20 protein-coding genes are annotated in these 20,859 nt (G+C 57.5%); 18 read left to right on the forward strand and 2 right to left on the reverse strand.

Features of this window, described 5'->3' with window-relative positions:
• Nucleotides 1–2: 2 nt before the first annotated feature.
• Both U6G28_09150 and hisS read left to right on the forward strand, forming a co-directional pair.
• Nucleotides 3–680 (forward strand): MBL fold metallo-hydrolase, encoded by a 678-nt coding sequence (locus U6G28_09150; protein ID WRS29680.1) that lies wholly within the window; start codon nt 3–5, stop codon nt 678–680.
• 50 nt (nt 681–730) lie between these two features.
• On the forward strand, nt 731–2,086 hold the full coding sequence (hisS, locus tag U6G28_09155; protein WRS29681.1) for a histidine--tRNA ligase: 1,356 nt from the start codon (nt 731–733) through the stop codon (nt 2,084–2,086).
• 92 nt (nt 2,087–2,178) lie between these two features.
• Here the strand turns inward: hisS and U6G28_09160 are convergent, their stop codons facing one another.
• The gene (locus U6G28_09160; GenBank protein ID WRS29682.1) at nt 2,179–3,897 is read right to left on the reverse strand and encodes a DEAD/DEAH box helicase; all 1,719 of its coding nucleotides are present in this window, start codon (nt 3,895–3,897) and stop codon (nt 2,179–2,181) included.
• A 114-nt stretch (nt 3,898–4,011) separates the two neighbouring features.
• On the opposite strand from U6G28_09160, the gene aspS reads away from it, so the two are divergent.
• From aspS to ruvX, 6 genes are all read left to right on the forward strand, one after another.
• Nucleotides 4,012–5,805: an aspartate--tRNA ligase gene (gene aspS / locus U6G28_09165; protein WRS29683.1), complete on the forward strand. Its 1,794-nt coding sequence runs from the start codon at nt 4,012–4,014 to the stop codon at nt 5,803–5,805.
• Between the two features lie 43 nt (nt 5,806–5,848).
• Complete coding sequence (locus U6G28_09170; GenBank protein WRS29684.1) at nt 5,849–6,466, forward strand: L-threonylcarbamoyladenylate synthase; 618 nt, start codon at nt 5,849–5,851, stop codon at nt 6,464–6,466.
• A 14-nt stretch (nt 6,467–6,480) separates the two neighbouring features.
• On the forward strand, nt 6,481–7,815 hold the full coding sequence (locus tag U6G28_09175) for a replication-associated recombination protein A (GenBank protein WRS29685.1): 1,335 nt from the start codon (nt 6,481–6,483) through the stop codon (nt 7,813–7,815).
• A 167-nt stretch (nt 7,816–7,982) separates the two neighbouring features.
• Nucleotides 7,983–8,606: a 30S ribosomal protein S4 gene (gene rpsD, locus U6G28_09180; GenBank protein WRS29686.1), complete on the forward strand. Its 624-nt coding sequence runs from the start codon at nt 7,983–7,985 to the stop codon at nt 8,604–8,606.
• Nucleotides 8,607–8,717: 111 nt separating this feature from the next.
• Nucleotides 8,718–11,408 (forward strand): alanine--tRNA ligase, encoded by a 2,691-nt coding sequence (alaS, locus tag U6G28_09185; GenBank protein ID WRS29687.1) that lies wholly within the window; start codon nt 8,718–8,720, stop codon nt 11,406–11,408.
• Between the two features lie 8 nt (nt 11,409–11,416).
• Nucleotides 11,417–11,896 carry a Holliday junction resolvase RuvX gene (gene ruvX, locus U6G28_09190; protein ID WRS29688.1) on the forward strand — a complete coding sequence of 160 codons (480 nt, stop codon included), beginning with the start codon at nt 11,417–11,419 and terminating at the stop codon, nt 11,894–11,896.
• A gap of 243 nt (nt 11,897–12,139) precedes the next feature.
• Here the strand turns inward: ruvX and U6G28_09195 are convergent, their stop codons facing one another.
• The gene (locus U6G28_09195; protein WRS29689.1) at nt 12,140–12,349 is read right to left on the reverse strand and encodes a hypothetical protein; all 210 of its coding nucleotides are present in this window, start codon (nt 12,347–12,349) and stop codon (nt 12,140–12,142) included.
• 22 nt (nt 12,350–12,371) lie between these two features.
• Here U6G28_09195 and mltG point away from each other — a divergent pair, with 22 nt between their 5' ends.
• The 10 genes from mltG (at nt 12,372) to gmk (ending at nt 20,832) form a co-directional block, all read left to right on the forward strand.
• Nucleotides 12,372–13,616: an endolytic transglycosylase MltG gene (gene mltG / locus U6G28_09200; GenBank protein ID WRS29690.1), complete on the forward strand. Its 1,245-nt coding sequence runs from the start codon at nt 12,372–12,374 to the stop codon at nt 13,614–13,616.
• Between the two features lie 30 nt (nt 13,617–13,646).
• Nucleotides 13,647–14,477 (forward strand): shikimate dehydrogenase, encoded by an 831-nt coding sequence (locus U6G28_09205; protein WRS29691.1) that lies wholly within the window; start codon nt 13,647–13,649, stop codon nt 14,475–14,477.
• A gap of 5 nt (nt 14,478–14,482) precedes the next feature.
• A complete protein-coding gene (locus U6G28_09210) occupies nt 14,483–15,196 on the forward strand; it encodes a prepilin peptidase (protein ID WRS29692.1) in 714 nt (237 codons plus the stop codon).
• 24 nt (nt 15,197–15,220) lie between these two features.
• The gene (aroC, locus tag U6G28_09215) at nt 15,221–16,444 is read left to right on the forward strand and encodes a chorismate synthase (protein ID WRS29693.1); all 1,224 of its coding nucleotides are present in this window, start codon (nt 15,221–15,223) and stop codon (nt 16,442–16,444) included.
• A 1-nt stretch (nt 16,445) separates the two neighbouring features.
• Entirely contained in the window at nt 16,446–18,041 is a 1,596-nt protein-coding gene (aroB, locus tag U6G28_09220) for a 3-dehydroquinate synthase (GenBank protein WRS29694.1), read from the forward strand.
• 12 nt (nt 18,042–18,053) lie between these two features.
• Nucleotides 18,054–18,587, forward strand: a complete 534-nt coding sequence (locus U6G28_09225; GenBank protein WRS29695.1) for a shikimate kinase — start codon at nt 18,054–18,056, stop codon at nt 18,585–18,587.
• Nucleotides 18,588–18,616: 29 nt separating this feature from the next.
• Nucleotides 18,617–19,180: an elongation factor P gene (efp, locus tag U6G28_09230; protein WRS29696.1), complete on the forward strand. Its 564-nt coding sequence runs from the start codon at nt 18,617–18,619 to the stop codon at nt 19,178–19,180.
• A gap of 7 nt (nt 19,181–19,187) precedes the next feature.
• Nucleotides 19,188–19,718: a transcription antitermination factor NusB gene (nusB, locus tag U6G28_09235; protein ID WRS29697.1), complete on the forward strand. Its 531-nt coding sequence runs from the start codon at nt 19,188–19,190 to the stop codon at nt 19,716–19,718.
• A gap of 174 nt (nt 19,719–19,892) precedes the next feature.
• Entirely contained in the window at nt 19,893–20,204 is a 312-nt protein-coding gene (gene mihF, locus U6G28_09240) for an integration host factor, actinobacterial type (protein WRS29698.1), read from the forward strand.
• Nucleotides 20,205–20,274: 70 nt separating this feature from the next.
• Nucleotides 20,275–20,832: a guanylate kinase gene (gene gmk, locus U6G28_09245; GenBank protein WRS29699.1), complete on the forward strand. Its 558-nt coding sequence runs from the start codon at nt 20,275–20,277 to the stop codon at nt 20,830–20,832.
• Nucleotides 20,833–20,859: the final 27 nt, after the last annotated feature.

Below are 20,859 nucleotides of genomic sequence, written 5' to 3' on the forward strand. Positions count from 1 at the left end.
AAGTGCTCGAAGTACGCTCGATTCTTGCATCGCTTTTTGACTCAAGTTGCTACATCCTTTGGGACGACCGGCAACGGGAGGCCGTGGTCGTTGATCCGGGTCCCGGAACCGCATCGGCAGTCGGTGCGATCCTCGAAGAAAACGAGCTGAGCGTGGCATCGGTTTTGTTGACTCACGGTCATGTCGATCACGTATGGGACTCTGCGCAGGTGGAGAAGCAAGGATCTGCAATTCCTGTCTACTACACCGAACCTGACGGCTTTTTCCTCGAGGATCCAGTAGGCGAAATCGGCTTTGAAGTTGGGGCTTTCGATCTCGGGGCATGGAATAGGCCAGAGAACCTTGTTGCCCTGGACGAGCTTAACTTCTCACCTGCAAAGGGTATCTTCACTCGCGTCATCCCAGCGCCCGGACACTCGCCTGGATCAGCGATATTTCTGATCGGGGCAGACGGTTTAGCAAGTCCACTCGCGCTCTCGGGCGACGTTGTGTTTGCCGGAACTGTTGGCCGCACCGACCTTCCAGGCGGTGATGAACGTGAGATGCGCCAGAGCCTACGTACGCTAGGGAACATACTCGATCCCGCGACTATTCTGCTTCCCGGTCATGGACCGCAAACGACCTGGGCTAAAGAGATGGAAACTAATCCCTACGTCCTTCGAGCCTGCAAGGTCGGCTGACAACTAACGAGTTTCGGGCTTGGCGGACCTATTGTCTAAGGAGTTTCACCGTGGCAAAACAGAGCGTCTCTGGCTTCCCAGAATGGTTACCGGAAGACAGGATGGTAGAAGTCTTTGTCCAAGATACCCTTCGTCGCGTCTTTGAACTGCACGGGTTCAGCGGGATTGAGACCAGGGCTGTCGAGCCACTATCAGCACTCGAATCGAAGGGCGAAACCTCAAAGCAGGTCTATCTCTTAGAGAGACTTCAGACGGTGCGTGAGGACGCCGCCAAGGGGACCTTAACGACCGAGCCAACAGGTCGCGATCTCGGCCTGCACTTTGATCTGACCGTTCCGCTGGCAAGGTACGTTCTACAGAACGCGAACGAGTTAGTGTTTCCGCTCCGCCGCTATCAGATCCAAAAGGTTTGGCGTGGAGAACGTCCGCAAGAAGGACGCTTCCGCGAGTTCACTCAGGCAGACATCGACATTGTTGGTTTCGACACTCTGTCCTTTCACCACGAGGTTGAGGCGGCCCGGGTAATGCTTGACGCACTCGGACGGCTAGGGATTCCGCCCGTCCTGATGGAGGTCAACAACCGGCGTTTGCTCCAGGGACTGGTTTCGGCAGCAGGCATTGAAGACTTTGAAGGAACCCTGCGTGGCCTGGATAAACTCGATAAAATCGGTGCCGAAGGAGTTTCAGAGGAACTCAAGGCGATCGGTTTGAATCAAGCGCAGATCGAGCAGGTTATCGCCATTGCGCAGATAAGCACCGACAGCGCGGACGAACTAAGAAACAGGATAGGCGAACTCGGACTTACCGGTGACCTAGTGCAGCAGGGTCTAGATGAGCTCTGTGAGCTACTTGACGGCGCATCGTCCTCGGCTCCCGGTCAGGTTAGAGCGTCCCTCCGGATTGCGCGCGGGCTCGACTACTACACCGGCTCGGTCTACGAGACGATCATTCCTGGCTATGAGTCTTTGGGCTCGATCTGCTCGGGGGGCAGGTACGACACGCTGGTCTCTGAGGGCAGACGCACCTACCCGGGTGTGGGACTGTCCGTCGGAGTTACGCGCCTGGTCTCGCTAATTCTCTCGGAGAGACTACTGGAGCCCTCTCGCCCTTCACCCTCGGTCGTTATGGTCGCGGTGAACTCAGAGGATGAGCGTCCTTTATCCGACCGGGTTGCCGCCACTTTAAGGGATCGCGGGGTGAACTGCGAAGTTGCGCCCAGCGCTCAGAAGTTTGGAAAACAAATTCGGATGGCGTCCAAGCGCGGAATCCCGTTTGTGTGGTTCCCCGCAGAGGGACGAGATCAGGTAAAGGACATTCGATCCGGCGAACAGATTGACGCCGACGCGATGTCTTGGTTCCCACCGAAAGAAGATTTGCTAGTCCAGGTCACGCCACCAAGAGACTGAGTCCCTCAGAGCACTTCGAGGTCTCCAGTCGTTTTTTGGCGTCTCCAGGTTGCTACAGCCCGGAGACGCCATCTGCAGACTAATCCCTCAGATCACTTATGACCCTTATAGTCCCTCTTTTTGCTGCGCGTCTTCCCCCCAAAACTGGGTTTGCCGGACTTGGAATTCCCTCGGTCAACAGAGATGCGCATGCGCCTGCCCCGCAGAGTGGCGCGATCAATGCGTTTCATCTGTGCTTCAGAGAGCTCTTGATCTACTTGAACCACTGAGAATGAGGGGAAAATATCGATCTTCCCGACCGCCGATCCCTGGAGCCCTGCTTCTCCGGTGATTGCTCCAACAATTCCTCCCGGACTGACTCCATCGCGCCGGCCAACCTCAATGCGGTACCGCTTGCCTTTTCCGGTGAAGTCCGTTCGGCCCTTTTTACGGGTCGAACTGGGGGTGGCAGCCTCGAAGGCGTCATCCATTCGGTCCTGCGCTGCCGTCGAGATTTCTCCAAGCGCGCGTGGGCTTGCTGCCTGGGTCAGCAGGGCCGCAGCAACGTCGCGGTATCGCAGTCCCTCTTCTCGTTTGGCATCAAGGAGCGCTAGTACCGCATCGGGGATTGTCTTCTGCGTGGAAAGAGCGCTTTCAAGAACCCCGGTGGCTTTACTAAGCCGAACCTGCTCGGCGGAGGGGACCTGTACCTTCTGCATTGAAGAGCCGGTAGTGCGCTCGATGGAGCGCAGTTTTCGTACGTCCCGGGGAGTGAAGAATGTGAGGGACTGTCCCTCACGGCCAGCTCGGCCCGTACGCCCGACTCGGTGAACGTACTGCTCGTCTTCGCGAGGTACCTCATAGTTCACCACCAGACCAACGCGATCAACGTCGATCCCTCGCGCCGCCACATCCGTTGCTACCAACACATCTAGATAACCGCGGCGAAGGCCGTCAAGAAGACGCTCGCGCTCCCTTTGAGCGACGTCGCCGGAAATACCGGCGGCCCGGAAGCCCCGCGCAGATAGGGATAGAGAGACCTCTTCCGCATCCTTGCGAGTACGGACGAAAACGATCGCGGCACCGGCATCCGAGACGGCGAGGAAGCGGCACAGCGCCTCGAAGCGCATCTTGGGCTGAATGACCGTGTAGGTCTGATTTATGGTCGAAACGGTGGACGAGGGTGAAGACACTTCGACCCGCTTGGCGGCGGTGAGGTACTTCTGGGCTACCTTCGCGATTCCCGGTGGCATCGTTGCCGAGAAGAGCGCGGTGAGGCGCTGATCCGGTACGGAGGCAAGGATCTGATCAACCTCCTCGGCGAATCCCATGCGAAGCATCTCATCGGCCTCGTCTAACACCAGAGTGTTTATGTGAGATAGGTCTAGGGCGCCACGTTCAATGAGGTCAATGGTGCGACCAGGCGTGCCGACAACAATCTGGGACCCCTGCTTTAGCGCCTGTAGCTGGGGAGCATATGAAGCTCCGCCGTAGACGGTCACGAACTTCAACTCTGAGCGTGGCCCAGCCAGGGCTTCAAGGGCCGCCGCGGTCTGGAGAGCGAGTTCGCGTGTCGGTGCCAACACAAGTGCTTGGGGAACCGCGAGTCCCGGGTCCATGCGGGTTAGCAAAGGCAGACCGAACGCGGCAGTCTTTCCGGTCCCGGTCTGTGCGATACCAATAACGTCCTGACCATCCACCAAAAGGGGAATAGACGCCTGCTGTATTGGAGTTGGATGTTCGAAGCCAAGATCACTTAGGATCTGCAACTGCGATTCTTCGAGGGGCAGGTCACTGAATCGAGCCTGCGACTCGGGGTCTGAACTTGTCATTTGCTTAGGATACGTGGCAGACGTGGTCATTCTGGCACGGTGACTGTAATGTCACCCGATGCTTCCCGCGTAGAATCGCTAGAGCATCAATGGGAGTTGAGGGAAGGTTCAAACGTGCAGCGCACACATCTGATGGCCGAGTTGGGGCCCGATTCCGTTGGAGAAACCGTAACTCTGACCGGCTGGGTGGATCGACGTCGTGACCATGGCGGTGTCGTTTTTATCGACATGCGTGATCGCTCTGGTATCGCACAGGTGGTGGTACGCGACGAGGACATCGCGCACAGGTTGCGCCCCGAGTACGTGCTGCGCGTCACCGGCGAAGTCTCCTTGCGACCCGAGGGCAACGAAAACCTGTCGCTTCCTTCCGGCCAGGTAGAGGTGTTGTCTGACGAGGTAGAGATTCTCAACACCTCGGCACCGCTGCCGTTCCAGGTTTCGACTCACACCGATGAACCCGAGGCAGGAGAAGACGTCCGTCTAAAGTATCGCTACCTCGACCTGCGACGTCCAAAGGCTGCTGAGGCGCTGCGAGTACGTTCGGAAATGAACCGTGCGGCCCGCGAAACACTTTATGGTCTTGGGTTTACTGAGATCGAAACGCCCACTCTGACCCGCTCCACGCCCGAGGGAGCGCGAGATTTTGTGGTTCCTGCGCGCTTGTCTCCCGGTTCCTGGTATGCACTTCCTCAGTCGCCACAACTTTTTAAGCAGCTTCTAATGGTTGCGGGAATGGAACGGTACTTCCAGATCGCTCGTTGCTACCGCGACGAAGACTTCCGTGCCGATAGACAGCCCGAGTTCACTCAACTGGATGTTGAGATGAGTTTCGTGGATCAAGAAGATGTTATTGCCGCCGCCGAAAAGGTTCTTAAGGCCGTGTGGAGCGTGATCGGATACGACATTCCAACGCCGATTCCTCATATGCCATTCCGTGAGGCCATGGAGCGCTTTGGAACTGATAAACCTGATCTGCGCTTCGGTCTTGAACTGGTAAACCTAACCGAGTATTTTGCGGGGTCACCGTTCCGTGTGTTCAATGCCCCCTACGTGGGTGCGGTGGTCATGCCCGGCGGAGCATCGCAGCCCCGAAGGACTTTCGACAAGTGGCAGGACTGGGCTCGCTCACGAGGCGGGAGAGGACTGGCGTACGTCACGATCGGTGAAGACGGCACCCTGGGTGGTCCGGTCGCCAAGAACATTTCGGAAGAGGAAAGAAACGGCCTGGCGGAGGCAACCGGCGCTCAGAACGGAGACTGTATTTTCTTTGCTGCGGGTGATCCGGACGATGCTCGCGGACTGCTTGGCGCAGCTCGCCTTGAGATTGGTGAGCGTCTGGGCCTGATCGATCCGAACGCCTGGGCATTCGTGTGGGTGGACGACGCACCGCTGTTCAAGCCGACTGCACAGGCCAAATCAGAAGGTGACGTTGCACTGGGTGCTTCGGCCTGGACCGCAGTTCACCACGCGTTCACTTCACCGAAACCTGAGTTTGCCGACACCTTCGATACTGATCCTGGGGCCGCGCTAGCCTCTGCTTACGACATCGTATGCAACGGAAACGAGATCGGCGGAGGGTCGATCCGTATCCATCGCCGTGACGTCCAGGAGCGCGTCTTTGCGGTGATGGGTATCGGCACGGAAGAGGCGCAGGAGAAGTTCGGCTTCTTGCTTGATGCGTTCCAGTTCGGTGCACCTCCTCACGGAGGAATCGCCTTCGGGTGGGATCGTATTGCTGCCCTTTTGGTCGGCGCGCCATCTATCCGAGACGTCATCGCATTCCCGAAGTCCGGGGGTGGTTTCGATCCGCTAACTTCTGCGCCCGCACCAATACCGGAAGAGCAGCGTAAAGAGACGGGCGTCGACTGGAAGCCCGAAGCTAAAGAGTCGGAGAAGACAGAGTCCTGAGGTGACCCCTCGACTTGTCGGAAAGCACCACTAAAGTTGGGGTATGACAACGATTGAGATACATCCCGACAACCCCCAGCCCAGATTGATCAGCAGAGTCGTCCAGACGCTGAACGATGGTGGAACGGTCGCGATTCCGACAGACTCCGGCTACGCGATTGCGTGCAAGCTTGGGAACAAAGCCGGGATGGACACAATCCGCTCTGTCCGAAAGCTGGATGAGTCGCATAACTTCTCGTTGCTCTGTGATTCATTTGGTCAGCTCGGGGAACTTGTTATCGTCGATAACAAAGCTTTTCGCACCATCAAGGCCCTCACTCCGGGGGCCTACACCTTCATCCTGCACGCCACGAAAGAAGTGCCCCGGATGACACTGAATAAGAAGAAGAAAACCGTTGGGGTTCGAATCCCAGAGCACACCATAACGCAGGCGATTGTGCGTGAGTTGGGCGAGCCGCTTCTCTGTTCGACGCTAATTCTTCCTGGAACTGAAGATCCGCTGATCTACGGTGAGGACGTTGCAGACGCCATAGGTAGCCAGGTCGATTTGGTTGTGGACGCGCCGGTCGGTGAGGGCGGGGCAACCACGGTCGTCTCGTTCGAGCAGGGATATCCAGAAGTGGTGCGCGAAGGCGCTGGCGAAACCTCACTCTTCGACTGAGCGGGAAATGGACTGTGGATCTTTTTGATGCGCTCGGTGTCGATGAGTTAGGACTGCCCGCGGAGTCGGGGAGTGCTCCGCTGGCGGTTCGGATGCGTCCGCGTAGTGTCGAAGAGGTACTTGGCCAGGATCATCTCCTTACTCCTGGCTCTCCAATGTCCAGACTCCTTTCCAAGGAGTCCACAGGTGTTTCCTCAGTGATCCTCTGGGGACCACCCGGAACGGGTAAAACTACGTTGGCCTACCTAATTGCCAGGCAGTCTGATCGCCGGTTCGCGGAGGTATCCGCAGTCAGTGCCGGAGTCAAGGAAGTGCGTGAGGTCATCGGAAGCGCCCGTAGGCATCAGGGTGCAACCGGGCAGAACACGGTGCTTTTCATTGATGAGGTTCATCGCTTCTCGAAGTCACAGCAGGATGCGTTGCTCCCAGCGGTAGAAAACCAGTGGATCACCCTTGTTGCAGCAACAACCGAGAACCCTTCTTTTTCGGTTATCTCACCGTTGCTCTCCCGCTCTCTGCTGCTGGTTCTGAATCCCCTTAGCGAGGATGACATTCGCAAGGCGATAACAAGAGCCCTTGAAGATGAGCGTGGCCTCGCTGGCCGGGCGACGTTGGATGACGATGCGCTGGAAGCGCTGGTTAGTGTTTCTGGATCGGATGCTCGCAAGGCTCTGACACTGCTTGAGGCCTCATTCTCTGCTGCAAACGATAGAGGAGTAGAAGAGATAACGGCTGATGACGTATCGACTGCTGCGTCGGTTGCCCTTGTCCGCTGGGATCAGGATCAGCATTACGATGTGGCAAGCGCTTTCATAAAGTCGATGCGGGGAAGTGACGTTGATGCCTCAGTTCACTACCTTGCACGAATGCTTGAGGCGGGCGAGGACCCCCGATTTGTTGCCCGGCGAGTGATGATCTGTGCGGCTGAGGATGTTGGGATGGCATCGCCAAGCACCCTGCAAGTGGCGGTGGCGGCCGCTCAAGCGGTGGCGCTAGTGGGAATGCCAGAGGCACGAATCATCTTGGCTGAGGCGGTGATCGCCGTCGCCACGGCGCCTAAGTCAAACTCCGTTATTACCGCCATTGATGCCGCTCAGGGCGATCTGCGAGCCGGCAAAACAGGCCCGGTCCCGCTCCATCTGCGTGACGCGCACTATGCCGGAGCCAAGAAACTCTCGCACGGAGAAGGCTACAAGTACGCCCACGACGAACCCCACGCCGTAGCCGTCCAGCAGTACCTTCCGGATAACCTGGTAGGAACTCGCTACTATGAGCCGTCCGGCAGGGGTGAGGAAGCCCTCATAGGAAAACGGCTACAGGCGATCCGAAACATCCTCGACGTGCACTAGGCTCGAACGCGGCACGTTATCTGTGTATGCGGTTGGCGTGTTTTCAATAACTAAAGAGTCCTGGGGTCTTAGCCGATGGGATTGTGTTGCGTAACTGCGAACGATTCCGGGAGTTGGCCCCATGGGTAGAGCATCCGCCCATGACAGACTGAAACAGGAGAGAACATATGTCGGGAAACCGTTCCCGTAAGTCGGTGCGCCAGTCGCGCGCACTTGGCGTCCCCCTAACCCCGAAGGCTGTGCGCTACTTCGAGAAGCGCCCCTACGGCCCGGGCGAACACGGTCGTACACGTCGTCGTCAAGAGTCCGATTATGCCGTGCGTCTGAAGGAAAAGCAGCGTCTACGCGAGCAGTACGGTATTCGTGAGAAGCAGATGGCCCGCGCATTCGCGGAGGCGAAGAAAGAACAGGGACTGACTGGTGAGAACCTGGTCGAGCTGCTCGAGATGCGCCTCGACGCCCTGGTACTCCGTTCTGGCTTCGCTCGTACAATGGCACAGGCACGACAAGACGTTGTTCACCGTCACATCCTGGTCGACGGACAGATCGTTGACCGTCCGTCGTTCCGTGTGAAGCCTGGCCAGGTTATTCAGGTTAAGCCGAAGTCACAGACCACGGTTCCCTTCGAAATTGCGGCGACAGGGGCTCACGCCGAGGTTCTACCGAAGACCCCTGAGTATCTGGACGTTGATTTGGCACAGCTCAAGTCCGTTCTGGTCCGCCGACCGAAGCGCGATGAGGTCCCGGTTGAGTGCGACGTCCAAATGGTCGTCGAGTACTACTCACGCTAGGAACCGCTTTAGAGCATTTCATGTCAGGTGGACGGAAGGGACTTCTTCCGTCCACCTGCGAGTTAACAATCCTCGTTCTCCCTGCCCTTTAGATACCGGAGCACTGACACCATGCGTACCTCTGAGATTCGTCAGCGATGGCTCGACTACTTTGTCGCGAACGACCACGTCGAGCTCCCGTCTGTCTCTCTTATTTCTCCGGACCCCTCGCTACTCTTCACCGTTGCGGGGATGGTTCCGTTCATTCCGTACATCATCGGAGAAGAGAAGGCGCCATGGCCGCGCGTCGCCTCGGTGCAAAAGTGCATTCGCACAAATGACATCGAAAACGTTGGCTACACCTCCCGTCACGGAACTTTTTTTCAGATGAACGGGAACTTTTCGTTTGGTGATTACTTCAAGGAAGGGGCGATCAACTACGCGTTCGATCTGCTTTCAGGTCCGGTAGATGAAGGCAAGTACGGACTCGACGCCGATCGCCTGTGGGTGACCGTGTGGGACGGAGATACCGAATCGCTAGACATCCTTACCAACCAGATCGGATTGGACTCTAGGCACATTGTTAGGTTGCCCCGAGAAGAGAACTTCTGGTCCACCGGTCAACCGGGACCCGCGGGTCCCTGCTGCGAATGGCACTATGACCGCGGCCCCGAGTATGGGCCCGAGGCGGTGGGTGGATCCATCGACCCGGGCGGGGACCGCTACCTTGAGCTTTGGAACCTGGTTTTCGACCAGTACATGCGGGGTCCCGGCGAGGGACAGGACTACGAGTTACTACATGAACTTGACGAAAAATCGATCGATACAGGAGCCGGACTCGAGCGTCTTGCTTTTGTCTTGCAAGACAAGCCGAACATGTTCGAAATCGACGAGGTGCGCCCGGTAATCACTAGGGTAGAGGAGTTAACCGGCAAACGTTACGGTGCTGGAGCCGAAGACGACGTTAGAATGCGCGTCATCGCAGACCATGTTCGTTCGTCGATGATGCTCATCAATGATGGTGTTCGTCCCGGAAACGACGGGCGAGGCTACGTGCTACGCAGACTGATGCGCCGGGCTATTCGTTCAATCCGACTTCTTGGAGTCGACGAAAAGGTGCTCCCCGAGGTCTATCCGATCTCACGTGATGCAATGGCCCCCTCGTACCCCGAGTTGATCACAAACTGGGATAGCATCGCCGACGTCGCATACGGCGAGGAAGAAGCGTTCCGGAGAACTCTGGATTCAGGGACGAACATTTTTGACCTAGCCGTGACCAAGGCATCTAGGAACGCGGGGAGCGACCCCGTGATGCTTAGTGGTGACGACGCATTTACCCTGCACGACACGTACGGGTTCCCAATCGATCTCACGCTTGAAATGGCGGCGGAGCGGGGAGTGCGCGTTGATGAAACCAAGTTCCGCTCGCTAATGCAAGAGCAGAAGGAGCGTGCGCGCGCCGATAGCCGTGCGAAGAAGACCGGACACGTGGATGCGTCGGTATTCAACAGGATTGCAGCCAGCGCGCCTGAGATTGAGTTCATCGGCTACGACCACAGTTCTGGAGAAGCCGAGGTTGTTGGTTTGCTCTCGGGAGGGGAGGCAGTAGCCGCCCTAACTGGTCCCGCCGAAGTTGAGATAGTTCTTTCGCGGACTCCGTTCTACGCGGAGTCCGGCGGCCAACTCGCCGATTCTGGGCAGATTCGCCTTGAGGGCGGAGCCGTGATTGATGTGGTCGACGTACAGGCCCCTATCAAAGGACTATTCGTTCATCACGGAACCTTGAACGAGGGAACTGTGGCGGTGGGAGACAGGGCATTCGCGGAGATTGATGCCGACCGCAGACTCGCGATCGCTCGTGCACACACATCGACGCACATGGTGCATCAGGCACTGCACGAGATCGTCTCGGAACAGGCGGTCCAGGCTGGCTCGGAAAACTCACCATCAAGAATGCGTTTTGATTTCCGGCACGGTAAGGCCCTTTCGGAGGGTCAGGTTCGCGACATTGAGCAACTCGTCAACTCAAAGATGACGGATGATCTTCAGGTTACCGACAGCTGGATGAACATCGACGAGGCTAAAGCACTTGGCGCTCAGGCGCTGTTCGGTGAGAAGTACGGTCAGGTGGTGCGCGTCGTTAACATCGGAGATGGCTGGTCGCGCGAGCTTTGCGTGGGTACACACGTTCCAACTACCGGGCGGATCGGTCGCTTGAATGTCCTCGGTGAGAGCTCGATCGGCTCAGGGGTTCGTCGTATTGACGCTCTGGTTGCGGATGGTTCCTATCAGTTCCAGGCAACTGAACATGCGCTAGTCGGACAGCTTTCGACGTTGCTCAAGGGCCGACCCGAGGAGTTACCCGAGAAGGTTGCTGCCCTGCTGGACAAGCTCAAGTCCAGTGAGCGTCAGGTTGCTGCCATGCAAGATCAGATCCTTGCTGCACGGGCTGGTGAAGTGGCCGATAGTGCCACGGAGATTAACGGGTTGCTGGTGGCGCGCGCTGATCTGGGAACCGTTTCCTCCGCCGCTGCCGCGCGTTCAATCGCCACGGACGTTCGAGACAGACTCGGAAACAATCGAGTTGCAGTCGTGGTTATCGGAGCCGTTTGTGATGACAAACCAACCGTCGTTGTCGCGACAAACCAGGCGGCGCGTGATGAGGGACTGAAGGCGGGAGATCTCGTTCGAACTGGAGCCAAGGTTCTTGGCGGCGGCGGCGGAGGCAAGCCTGATGTTGCACAGGGAGGCGGCACCGATCCGAACGCGATTGAGGATGCTCTGGCCGCCGTTGTCGACGAGGCGAGCGGAGCCAGATCCTGAGGTCGGGTGTGCGTCTAGGAATAGACGTTGGCGAAGCACGAATCGGAGTTGCAGTCAGTGATGCTGCGGCTTCGCTAGTGTTGCCGCTTGAGACGATTCCGGCACACCCTAGGAGCCGAGGGATAAAGAGAGTGCTTCGGATCTGCCTGGAACGTGAGGTCATCGAGGTGGTAGTGGGACTACCCAAGAACATGGCCGGGAACGAAGGACCCGCAGCGAAGAAGGCTCGTTTGTTCGCCGAAGAAATTGCGAAGCTGGTATCCGGTGTGCGAGTGTGTCTGGTGGACGAGCGCCTGACGACAGCTCAGGCGCAATCAAAACTTCACGAAATCGGCATTGATACACGCCGAAGCCGAAACATCATCGATCAGATGGCAGCACAGATTATTCTTGAGCAAGCTCTTGAATTGGAGCGGTCTAGCAGTTTGGCTCCGGGAGAGACCGTCGGCGAGACTAAGTGGGCATCGGAAGGACTTCCAGGTGGTTGAGGAAACTCCGTCAGAGAAGAAGGGGAACGCTCAGCCGTATCCCTTTCCCTCTCGCAAGGACATTCATGGCTCCCGAATTCCCAAGTCTCCAGAGGCCTCTGCAGACTTCGGACAGAGTGTGTCAGGTCAGCAGGGGAAAGAGGGGTCGGAAGGATCTTCGACACCAGCACTGAGAGATTCGATTGTTCCCTCTCACCCGCCAAAGACGCCTGAACACTCGGAGCAGATAAAAGGGACTTCCACTCAATGGGGGTTTCCGCCTAGGGCAACTCGATCCAGTAGCCCCGAGTCCAAGGGCGCAACCTCGGACGTCACGCCAAAAAAGGCCACCTCAGCCACACGGCCTGAGGATGGTGCTGACTCGGCTGTCGCGCCCAAGAATGCTGCCTCTGCAACAGAACCTAGAAGTGCCGCGGCCTCGGCCACCGCGCCCAAGAATGCCGCTTCTGCCACCACACCTAAAAATGCCGCTTCGATGGCCACACCCACAGATCACCGGGTCAGTCCTGACACGTCCGCGATGGCGCGTACCGGGGCATCACCAAAGGTCTCGACACGGCACGCGGCGCAAGCGGAGAATGATCGGCCGCCCACAGACCCGGTCCGAACGGGAACGGGTCCGATCACGGGTTCGCTCGCCGTGACAAAAGGAAAAGCACGCAAGCGCCGAAAGGCCATAAGGACCACTCTGATTCTTCTCGCGGTGGTAGCACTTCTGGCCGTAGCGGTTTGGTTTGCGCTCCAGAGTCTGTCCGGAGACGGAAGTCAGAGTGAAGCCGATGACTACCCCGGCCCGGGAACGACCGAGGTGACCGTGACGGTTGAATCGGGTGATCACGGATCCGATATCGCACAGACGCTGTACGAAGCGGGGGTTGTAAAGAGTCCGGCAGCGTTCATTCGTGCATTCGACAACAACTCGGCTGCCTCGACAATTCGCCCGGGAAACTACTCACTGAAGTTAGAGATGTCGGCTGCGGGGGCCCTTGCCGCAATGCTTGATGAGACTAATCGTTCAGACAACACCATAACGGTCAACTCGGGGCAAACTGCCGCGCAGATCAAAGAACGCATGGTGACCGTGGGTGGTTTCACGGAAGAGGATGTGAACGCGGCTTTCAACAATCCTGAGGCAATTGGACTCCCAGCCGTGGCCGGTGGAGATCCGGAAGGCTGGCCTGCTCCGGGAGAGTATGAGATCTCCTCAAATGACACCCCGGAGACCATCATTAGCCAGATGGTCGCGGCGACCGTCAATACCCTAACGACCCTGGGGGCTCCGGAGGACCAGTGGATGAAGGTTTTAACCAAGGCCTCCATCCTCGAACGTGAGGCTGGCAATCATGTGGACCTAGCGAAGGTTGCCAGGGTAATCGAGAACCGACTTGAGAATACTGATGCGGAGACAGTCGGACTTCTACAAATGGACTCAACAGTCTTGTACGGAGTGGGAAAGTCAGGTGGAATTCCGACGCTCGCAGATCTCCAGAATGAGAATCCTTACAACACATACATTCACAAAGGACTTCCGCCCGGGCCAATTGCTTCGCCTTCTGTGGAAGCAATTGAAGCGACACTAAATCCCGAAGCGGGATCATGGCTCTATTTCGTGACGGTCAACCTAGACACCGGTGAAACAAAGTTTGCCGACACTCTGGCCGAACAGGAAGAAAACCAAAAGTTGCTCGACGAGTGGTGCGCCACCAACGGTTGCAATTAGCCAACTGAGATCGACAGTGGGGGAGGGACTGTGACCTGGGCCTGTGTCATTGGCAAACCGATCGAGCACTCGCTCTCTCCGGTGCTTCACCAAACTGCGTATGGGCTACTCGGACTGGATTGGCAATACAGGCGCTTTGAAGTGGATGCAGAGTCCCTCCCTACGTTCATGGAAGATCTTGGGAGCGACTGCATCGGGGTCAGCGTTACTATGCCGTGCAAGCGAGAGATCCTGAAGCAGGTAGACAGCGTCGAGTCTTTGGCCAAGGCTCTGGGAGTCGCCAATACCGTCGTCATGCAGGGTGGACTGAAGGCGGCTTTCAACACGGACGTCAGGGGCATCGAAGAAGCTCTTAGACCGGGCCTTGAGAACCACCCGGAAGGAAGCCCGCTTATCATCGGAAACGGTGCCACCGCCTGTTCCGCGTTGGCAGCGCTCGCAACCCTTGGATATCGAGATGTCCATGTCGCCGCGAGAAACCTGGCCGGCATTGGTGGCGCTTTTTCAATCGCGCCAAAACTCGGAATCAGCGCTGAAGCAATCCCGCTCAAGCTGGTCGACCTGGTGGCTGAGGCGGCATCAAGCGCACCAGTAGTCATCTCCACTATTCCCCCCTCCGCAAGTGATGTACTTGCTCCGCTCCTCCGCCCAAGATCAGACTCAGTGCTGCTGGACGTGACCTACTCAGAGTCCGTCCAGGCGCTATCAGAAGCTTTTCTTAGAGCGGGCGCGAGAGTGGCCTCGCCGCTATCGATGTTGGTGCACCAGGGCATCGCTCAGGTAAAGCTGATGACGGATCGTGAAGTCCCGTATGAGCCAGTCTTCAAAGCCGTTCAAACTGCGGCCCGGATGCGAAGATAGCCTCGGTGAGCGACCCCGGTTCTGTCGCTTTGTTAGTTGGGGCGATTACTGTCGCCACCAACGCCATCTATCTCGCGATAAGGGGCGATCACCTGCGGAAGCAGTACCCGCAAGCAGGGTTGCCAAGTTCGCTTTCCTTAGTGTGGGCAAGCCTGCTACTTGGGACGCTTCCGCTTTGGATGGGGAGCCATCTTGATCCCAGTCCGGGTTCTCTCGGTGATCCCTCGTGGGGTATCGGGGTGGTCGGTGTTCTCAGCTCGGTCGTCACGCTGGGCTGGCTCTCACTGCTGATTGATGCCCGGTCTCGAAAACTACCGAGCGAACTAACCTCTCTGATGGCATTCGAGATCTTCGTCTCCTGGTTCATCACCCTTATCAACGTGGGCTTCAGGATTGACGGGGTTCTCGCTCCGGCTCTGGGGGCGCTGCTTTGGCTAGTTCCCTCTTTCATCGGGGCGCGCACCGGCCAGATCGGACGGGGTGACGTTCGACTCGCCCCGGTTCTGGGGTTCGGGCTCGGGACGATGTCACTCATGGCATCCGTATTGGGTTTACTTCTGGCATATTTATTCGCGGGTATTGCCGCCCTGAGCCTTAGGCGGCATGGGGCAACTATCGGCCACCGATTTGCCCTCGGTCCCTTTTTGTATGTCGGTACCTGGAGTAGCTTCGCAATCGGCTGCCTCGTACCAATGCTTGCTCCCCTGACGCACGGGTAGGACGGATTGTGGAAAGCTAGTTGCATGCTTTCTTGGACCACTGCAGGTGAATCACACGGACCAGCACTAATTGCTCTCATGGAGGGAATGCCAGCTGGCGTCCCGGTAACGACTGGGATGATCCAGGAGGCCCTGGCTGAACGCCGCCTCGGTTACGGACGAGGGGCTCGTCAAGCCTTCGAGCGGGACGAGGTAAGGGTAATCTCCGGACTGCGGCATGGACGGACGACGGGAGCGCCGATAACGATTGAGATCGGCAACTCAGAGTGGCCGAAGTGGCAGGCGGTCATGAGCGCTGATCCAGTTGATGAGGCGGAGCTTCGCGTCGACGCTGGCAAGGGCGATAGTCGAGAGATGAGCCGGAACAAGAAGCTTACGACTCCCCGGCCAGGACATGCGGACCTAGCCGGAATGGTCTCTTACCGAACTGACGACGCGCGCAACATACTGGAGCGTGCTTCGGCACGTGAAACGGCCGCACGCGTCGCTCTTGGCGCCCTGGCTCGCTCCCTGCTCCGCGAGGTAGCTGGAACCGAGATCATTGGGCATGTTGTTGAGGTAGGAACTGTCAAGGGTAGGGCGGCATTCCCAGGGGCGACCGACCGGGATGCGCTTCAGGCTTCACCAATGCGGACGCTTGACCCCTCTCTCGATGAAGCCTTTCGAGCGGTTGTTGACAGCGCGAAAGAAGGCGGTGACACAGTCGGAGGAGTGGTTGAGGTCGTGGCCTGGAACGTTCCACTGGGCCTCGGATCACACGTATCATCAGAGATGAAACTAGACGCACAGATCGCTGCGGCGCTGATGGGAATTCAATCGGCTAAGGCCGTCGAGATCGGTGATGGTTTCACCGCGGCACGAAGTTTCGGCGCGGCGGTCCAGGACGAGATTGTTCTGAGGTCCGGCGCGGTTACTCGCTCCTCGAACCGCTCCGGAGGGATTGAGGGAGGAACATCCAATGGCGAGCCCGTTGTTGCCCGAGTCGGATTCAAGCCGATTTCAACCGTTCCGAGGGCTCTTTCGACAGTTAACCTTTCAACCGGCGAAGAGGAATCGGCCTTCCACCAGCGTTCCGACACCTGTCAGGTTGTCCCAGCCGCAGTGATATGTGAATCGATGGTTGCCTTGGTGTTGGCGCGCGCATTGACGGAGCGATTCGGTGGTCGCTCGCTCGGCGAAGTGAGAGAACAGCTCGAGGTCCACCAGCGCTACGTTGACTCTGTTCTTTCGCAAGAGGCTGGGCGCTGACGTGTCCGAGGCCGCTGTTCCACTGCCGATATTTATCGTGGGACTGCCCGGATCAGGCAAGTCCCGTGTTGGCAAGATTCTCTCTCGGGAGCTTGGCGTGAGGCACATCGATTCCGATGTCCTAATCGAGGAAGCCGAAGGACGAAGTATCGGAGAAATCTTCGCAGATCGAGGGGAACCGTATTTTCGCGCTCTGGAGTCCCGAATAATTGAGGGCCTTGAGACTGAGCAAGCGGTCATTTCGTTGGGAGGTGGCGCCATTGAATCGCCATCGGTCCAAGGAGTTTTGGCCAGGGGACACGCTGTTTGGATCAGGGCCGATGAGGGGGAGCTGCTACGGAGGATTCGTCGGTCGCCGCGGCGACCGCTGATGCGCAGGAACCCGAAGGCCACTCTTCAGACGCTGGCGGAGAGAAGAAATCCACTGTTCGAGGAGGTGGCGGATATTCAGGTGTGGACTTCTGCCGGACCCCCTCAGGAGGTAGCAGATCAAGTAATGGTTGAGTTGACTCCAGTTATCGAGGTAACTGTGCAGGGCAGCCGCGAGTACCCGGTGCTTATCGGAACGGGGGCGCAGAGGCGAGCCGTCGATCTGCTTCCGTCAGATGTGATGAGCGTTTTTCTGGTTTATCCCGAGACACTGGCAAACCACGCGCGGGTTGTAGAGCAGAAGATCAAGAACACCGGGCGCGAAGTGACTCTCTTCCCTCATCCTGTCGCGGAGCTGGCCAAAACATACGGTGTGGTCGAACGAGGATGGGATGCAATGGGGGAGGCCAGAATCGGCAGAAAAGACTCCGTTGTCTCTCTAGGCGGCGGAGCGACGACAGACATGGGCGGATTCTTAGCCGCGACATGGCTGCGTGGCATCGCGAATATCAATATGCCGACGACGTTGTTAGGTATGGTCGATGCAGCTGTCGGGGGAAAGACCGGAATCAACACCGGAGCTGGGAAAAATCTGGTTGGATCCTTCTACGACCCTGTCGCAGTCATCTGTGACACGGACTATCTTGCAACGCTGCCACAGGCGGACTATCGTGGCGGGCTCGCTGAAATCATCAAGTGTGGATTCATCGCGGACACCCGCATCTTGGAGATATTTAGGGATAATCCACGACTTGACGATGTCGTTTGGGCTACCAGAGAGGGAGCAACGGTTCTTCGCGAGATCATTGAGCGAGCGGTGCGTGTCAAGGCGAGTGTCGTTGGTGAGGACCGAACCGAAGCCGGAGTACGGGAACATTTGAACTACGGCCACACTCTCGGACACGCTATCGAGAAAGAGGAAGGCTACACGCTTCGCCACGGAGAGGCGGTAGCGATGGGGGCGATCTTCGCCGCAGAGTTGGCAGGTGAACTCGGATTACTGAGTGAAGAAGACATTGAGCTTCATAGAACTCTCTTTGGAGCAGTCGGACTTCCCACTCGATACGAGGGAGAGTTGAGTGATCTACTGGTCCACATGTTCTCGGACAAGAAGGTCCGCGACGGTCAGTTACGATTCGTCGTTCTCGACGGAATCGGCAACCCGGTGGTGCGCAGCGTCTCTCCGAATGAACTATCCACACCTGCAGAACGTATCGGTCTTAGGTAGGTAGTGCTGGACATGGGTGATTCTCTTGTACTGATCGGGCCTTCGGGCAGTGGAAAAAGTGCCGTTGGCAGAGTCCTGTCGGATCGACTCGGCTCCGGGCTACTGGATGCTTCTGAGGCGCTGGGAACAGAAGAGACCTCTGTTACAGAGGCCTTTGTTCAAGATCCCGAGGATGCCCAGCGCAGGATAAATATGCGGGCGCGCGACCTGGTTGAAATGGTCTCAAAGAACACTGATCAAAGACACGTCGTGGAACTGCCTCCGTCTGCGCCGCTCGACAGGGCGGTACGCTCCGCTCTGCTGGCCGCAAGGGAGAAAGATGTCATCGTGATCTACCTGGACGCAAACCTTGAAACACTGGCGCGTAGAAGTGGTCTTGGGGCTGCTCAACCGGGCTTTCTTGGGACTCCACGCGCCTGGTTCCGGCAACTGAACCGGACACTAGAGGAGGGGTATCAGGGCCTCTACGATCTGCATTGCGACACAACCCACGTTGATCCGGACGCAGTGGTCGATGAGATCATGCGGGTGGTCGCGATAAACTGAGTCAGAATCTACAGAAACGAGCTTTACCAGTGGCAACAACAAACGATCTAAAGAATGGCATGATTCTGGTCATTGACGGCCAGTTGTGGCAGGTGCTTGAGTTCCAGCACGTTAAGCCGGGCAAGGGGCCAGCATTTGTTCGGACGAAAATCCGGAACGTCCTAAGCGGCAAGTCGATCGATAAGACGTTCAATGCCGGACTGAAGGTAGAGACCGCCACCGTTGATCGCCGCGATATGACCTACCTGTATAACGACGGTGACTCCTTTGTCTTCATGGACGACGACACCTACGAGCAGACACCAATTGCGCCTGAGGTCGTTGGGGATGTCGCAAATTACCTGATCGATAATCAGCCAGCGGTCGTGGCCTTCCATGAAGGTACAGTGCTGTCTGTTGAGTTGCCCGCAACAGTAAACCTGCGGATTACTCACACCGAGCCCGGTTTGCAGGGAGATAGGTCCAATGCTGGTACCAAGCCAGCAACGGTCGAAACGGGCTATGAAATCCAGGTGCCGCTTTACATGGACGAGGGCACACTAATCAAGGTCGATACCCGCACCGGTGAGTATGCGGGTCGCGTGAACGAATAGGTCGGATGTGGCGCATCAGCGAGGTAAGTACACCTCAAGAACGAAGGCCCGCAAGAGGGCCGCAGACATCCTGTTTGAGGCTGATCAAAAAGGTCTGACTCGGAATCCTGCGGCCCTGCGTGGGCTTTTGTCGGAGCGACAAGCACTCACATCAGCGCCTTCTCCGTTGCCTGAGTATTCGGTGCGCATTATCGAGGGGATCTCAGATGACTTGCCCGGAGTCGATCGGCTCCTCGACAGGCACGCCAAGGGGGCCGGACTCGACCGACTCCCGGCGGTGGATGTCGCAGTAATGCGTGTCGCGGTCTGGGAGATGCTTCATAATGCCGAAGAAGTTCCACCGATTACGGCCATAGACGAGGCGGTGGCCATAGTCAAGGATCTCTCGACCGATGATTCTCCGGCATACGTCAATGCTGTTTTAGACGCGGTTCGTAAGTCGCTGGATAACCCGTGGCACAAGGAACAGAGCGCCAAAGATACCCCGGTCGACAACCCCACGGATGACTGGGACGACGAGGCTATTGACGAGTATTAGGCCGGATCGTAATTAATCGCGATCATTTCAGGGGCCATACCTGGACGGTTTCGCGACATTTGTGCTGTCCACACGCTATTCTGGCGCCAATACAGTGTTGTATTTTCCACGCCCAAACGGTGCGTTGACCCGATCATCGGGGTGAGCAACCCTGACGCTAAAACAGGAGGAACGATGGCACTTCCAGCACTTTCACAACAGCAGCGCGCTGAAGCCCTAGAGAAGGCAACGATCGCGAGGCGACGTCGAGCAGAGATTAAGACAGGTCTCAAGAAACGCGAGTACAAGGTATCCGAGGTACTGGAACTCGGGGTGAGTGACGAAGCTATCGCGAAGATGCGCGTTAAGGTGCTACTGGAGTCTCTCCCTCGAGTCGGACCACAACGCGCGAGTCAACTCATGGATGAACTGGGAATCGCTGAGACTCGCCGTGTACGCGGTCTGGGTCCGCTGCAACGGCGGGCGCTTGTGGAGCGATTCGGCTAGTTCCATTTCCCTAACGTGTCAAGAAGGGAAAAATGGCGCTGACGACGCACTTAATGCCAATCTATGGGACATGACTACGGTTCCACTCTACGTTCTGGTCGGTCCTTCTGGCGTCGGCAAAGGCACGGTCCTGAAACAACTTGTGGCTCGGTACCCTCAGTTGCAGTTGTCGATCTCGGCGACCACCAGACCATCGCGCCCCGGTGAGGTCGACGGAAGAGACTATTTCTTCATCTCGGACGAACAGTTTGACCGGCTGATCGCCGAGGACAGACTTCTCGAGTGGGCAGTGGTGCACAAAAAGTACAGGTATGGCACCCCTGCTGACTGGGTCCGTGAGCGTCAGGATGAGGGGCGCGTCGTGCTTTTGGAGGTGGACCTTGACGGTGCGCGTCAGGTGATGCGTCGTCTGCCTGATACTCATGGAATATTTCTCGCGCCGCCCTCATGGAAAGAACTTGAGAAACGCCTGCTCGGACGTGCCACCGAGGATGCCGCGGAACAGAGTCGGCGTCTTCAGACTGCGAAAGCTGAGATGGCAGCTGTGGGGGAGTTTGAAACGGTAATCGTCAATGTTGACGTGAACTCCACAGTTCAGGAACTGGCTCAGACCCTGGGCCTCAACTAGACTCAGGGTGTTTCCGGCGCCAAGATC

This window comes from Actinomycetaceae bacterium MB13-C1-2, from assembly GCA_035621235.1.
Lineage (GTDB): Bacteria > Actinomycetota > Actinomycetes > Actinomycetales > Actinomycetaceae > Scrofimicrobium.

Bases quoted from the DNA above. Each gene is read 5' to 3' on its own strand.
- U6G28_09170 (WRS29684.1), top strand. From the start codon at position 5,849: ATGACAACGATTGAGATACATCCCGACAACCCCCAGCCCAGATTGATC.
- rpsD (WRS29686.1), top strand. From the start codon at position 7,983: ATGTCGGGAAACCGTTCCCGTAAGTCGGTGCGCCAGTCGCGCGCACTT.
- aroC (WRS29693.1), top strand. From the start codon at position 15,221: ATGCTTTCTTGGACCACTGCAGGTGAATCACACGGACCAGCACTAATT.
- gmk (WRS29699.1), top strand. From the start codon at position 20,275: ATGACTACGGTTCCACTCTACGTTCTGGTCGGTCCTTCTGGCGTCGGC.
- alaS (WRS29687.1), top strand. From the start codon at position 8,718: ATGCGTACCTCTGAGATTCGTCAGCGATGGCTCGACTACTTTGTCGCG.
- U6G28_09225 (WRS29695.1), top strand. From the start codon at position 18,054: ATGGGTGATTCTCTTGTACTGATCGGGCCTTCGGGCAGTGGAAAAAGT.
- U6G28_09160 (WRS29682.1), bottom strand. From the start codon at position 3,897: ATGACAAGTTCAGACCCCGAGTCGCAGGCTCGATTCAGTGACCTGCCC.
- mltG (WRS29690.1), top strand. From the start codon at position 12,372: ATGGCCACACCCACAGATCACCGGGTCAGTCCTGACACGTCCGCGATG.
- mihF (WRS29698.1), top strand. From the start codon at position 19,893: ATGGCACTTCCAGCACTTTCACAACAGCAGCGCGCTGAAGCCCTAGAG.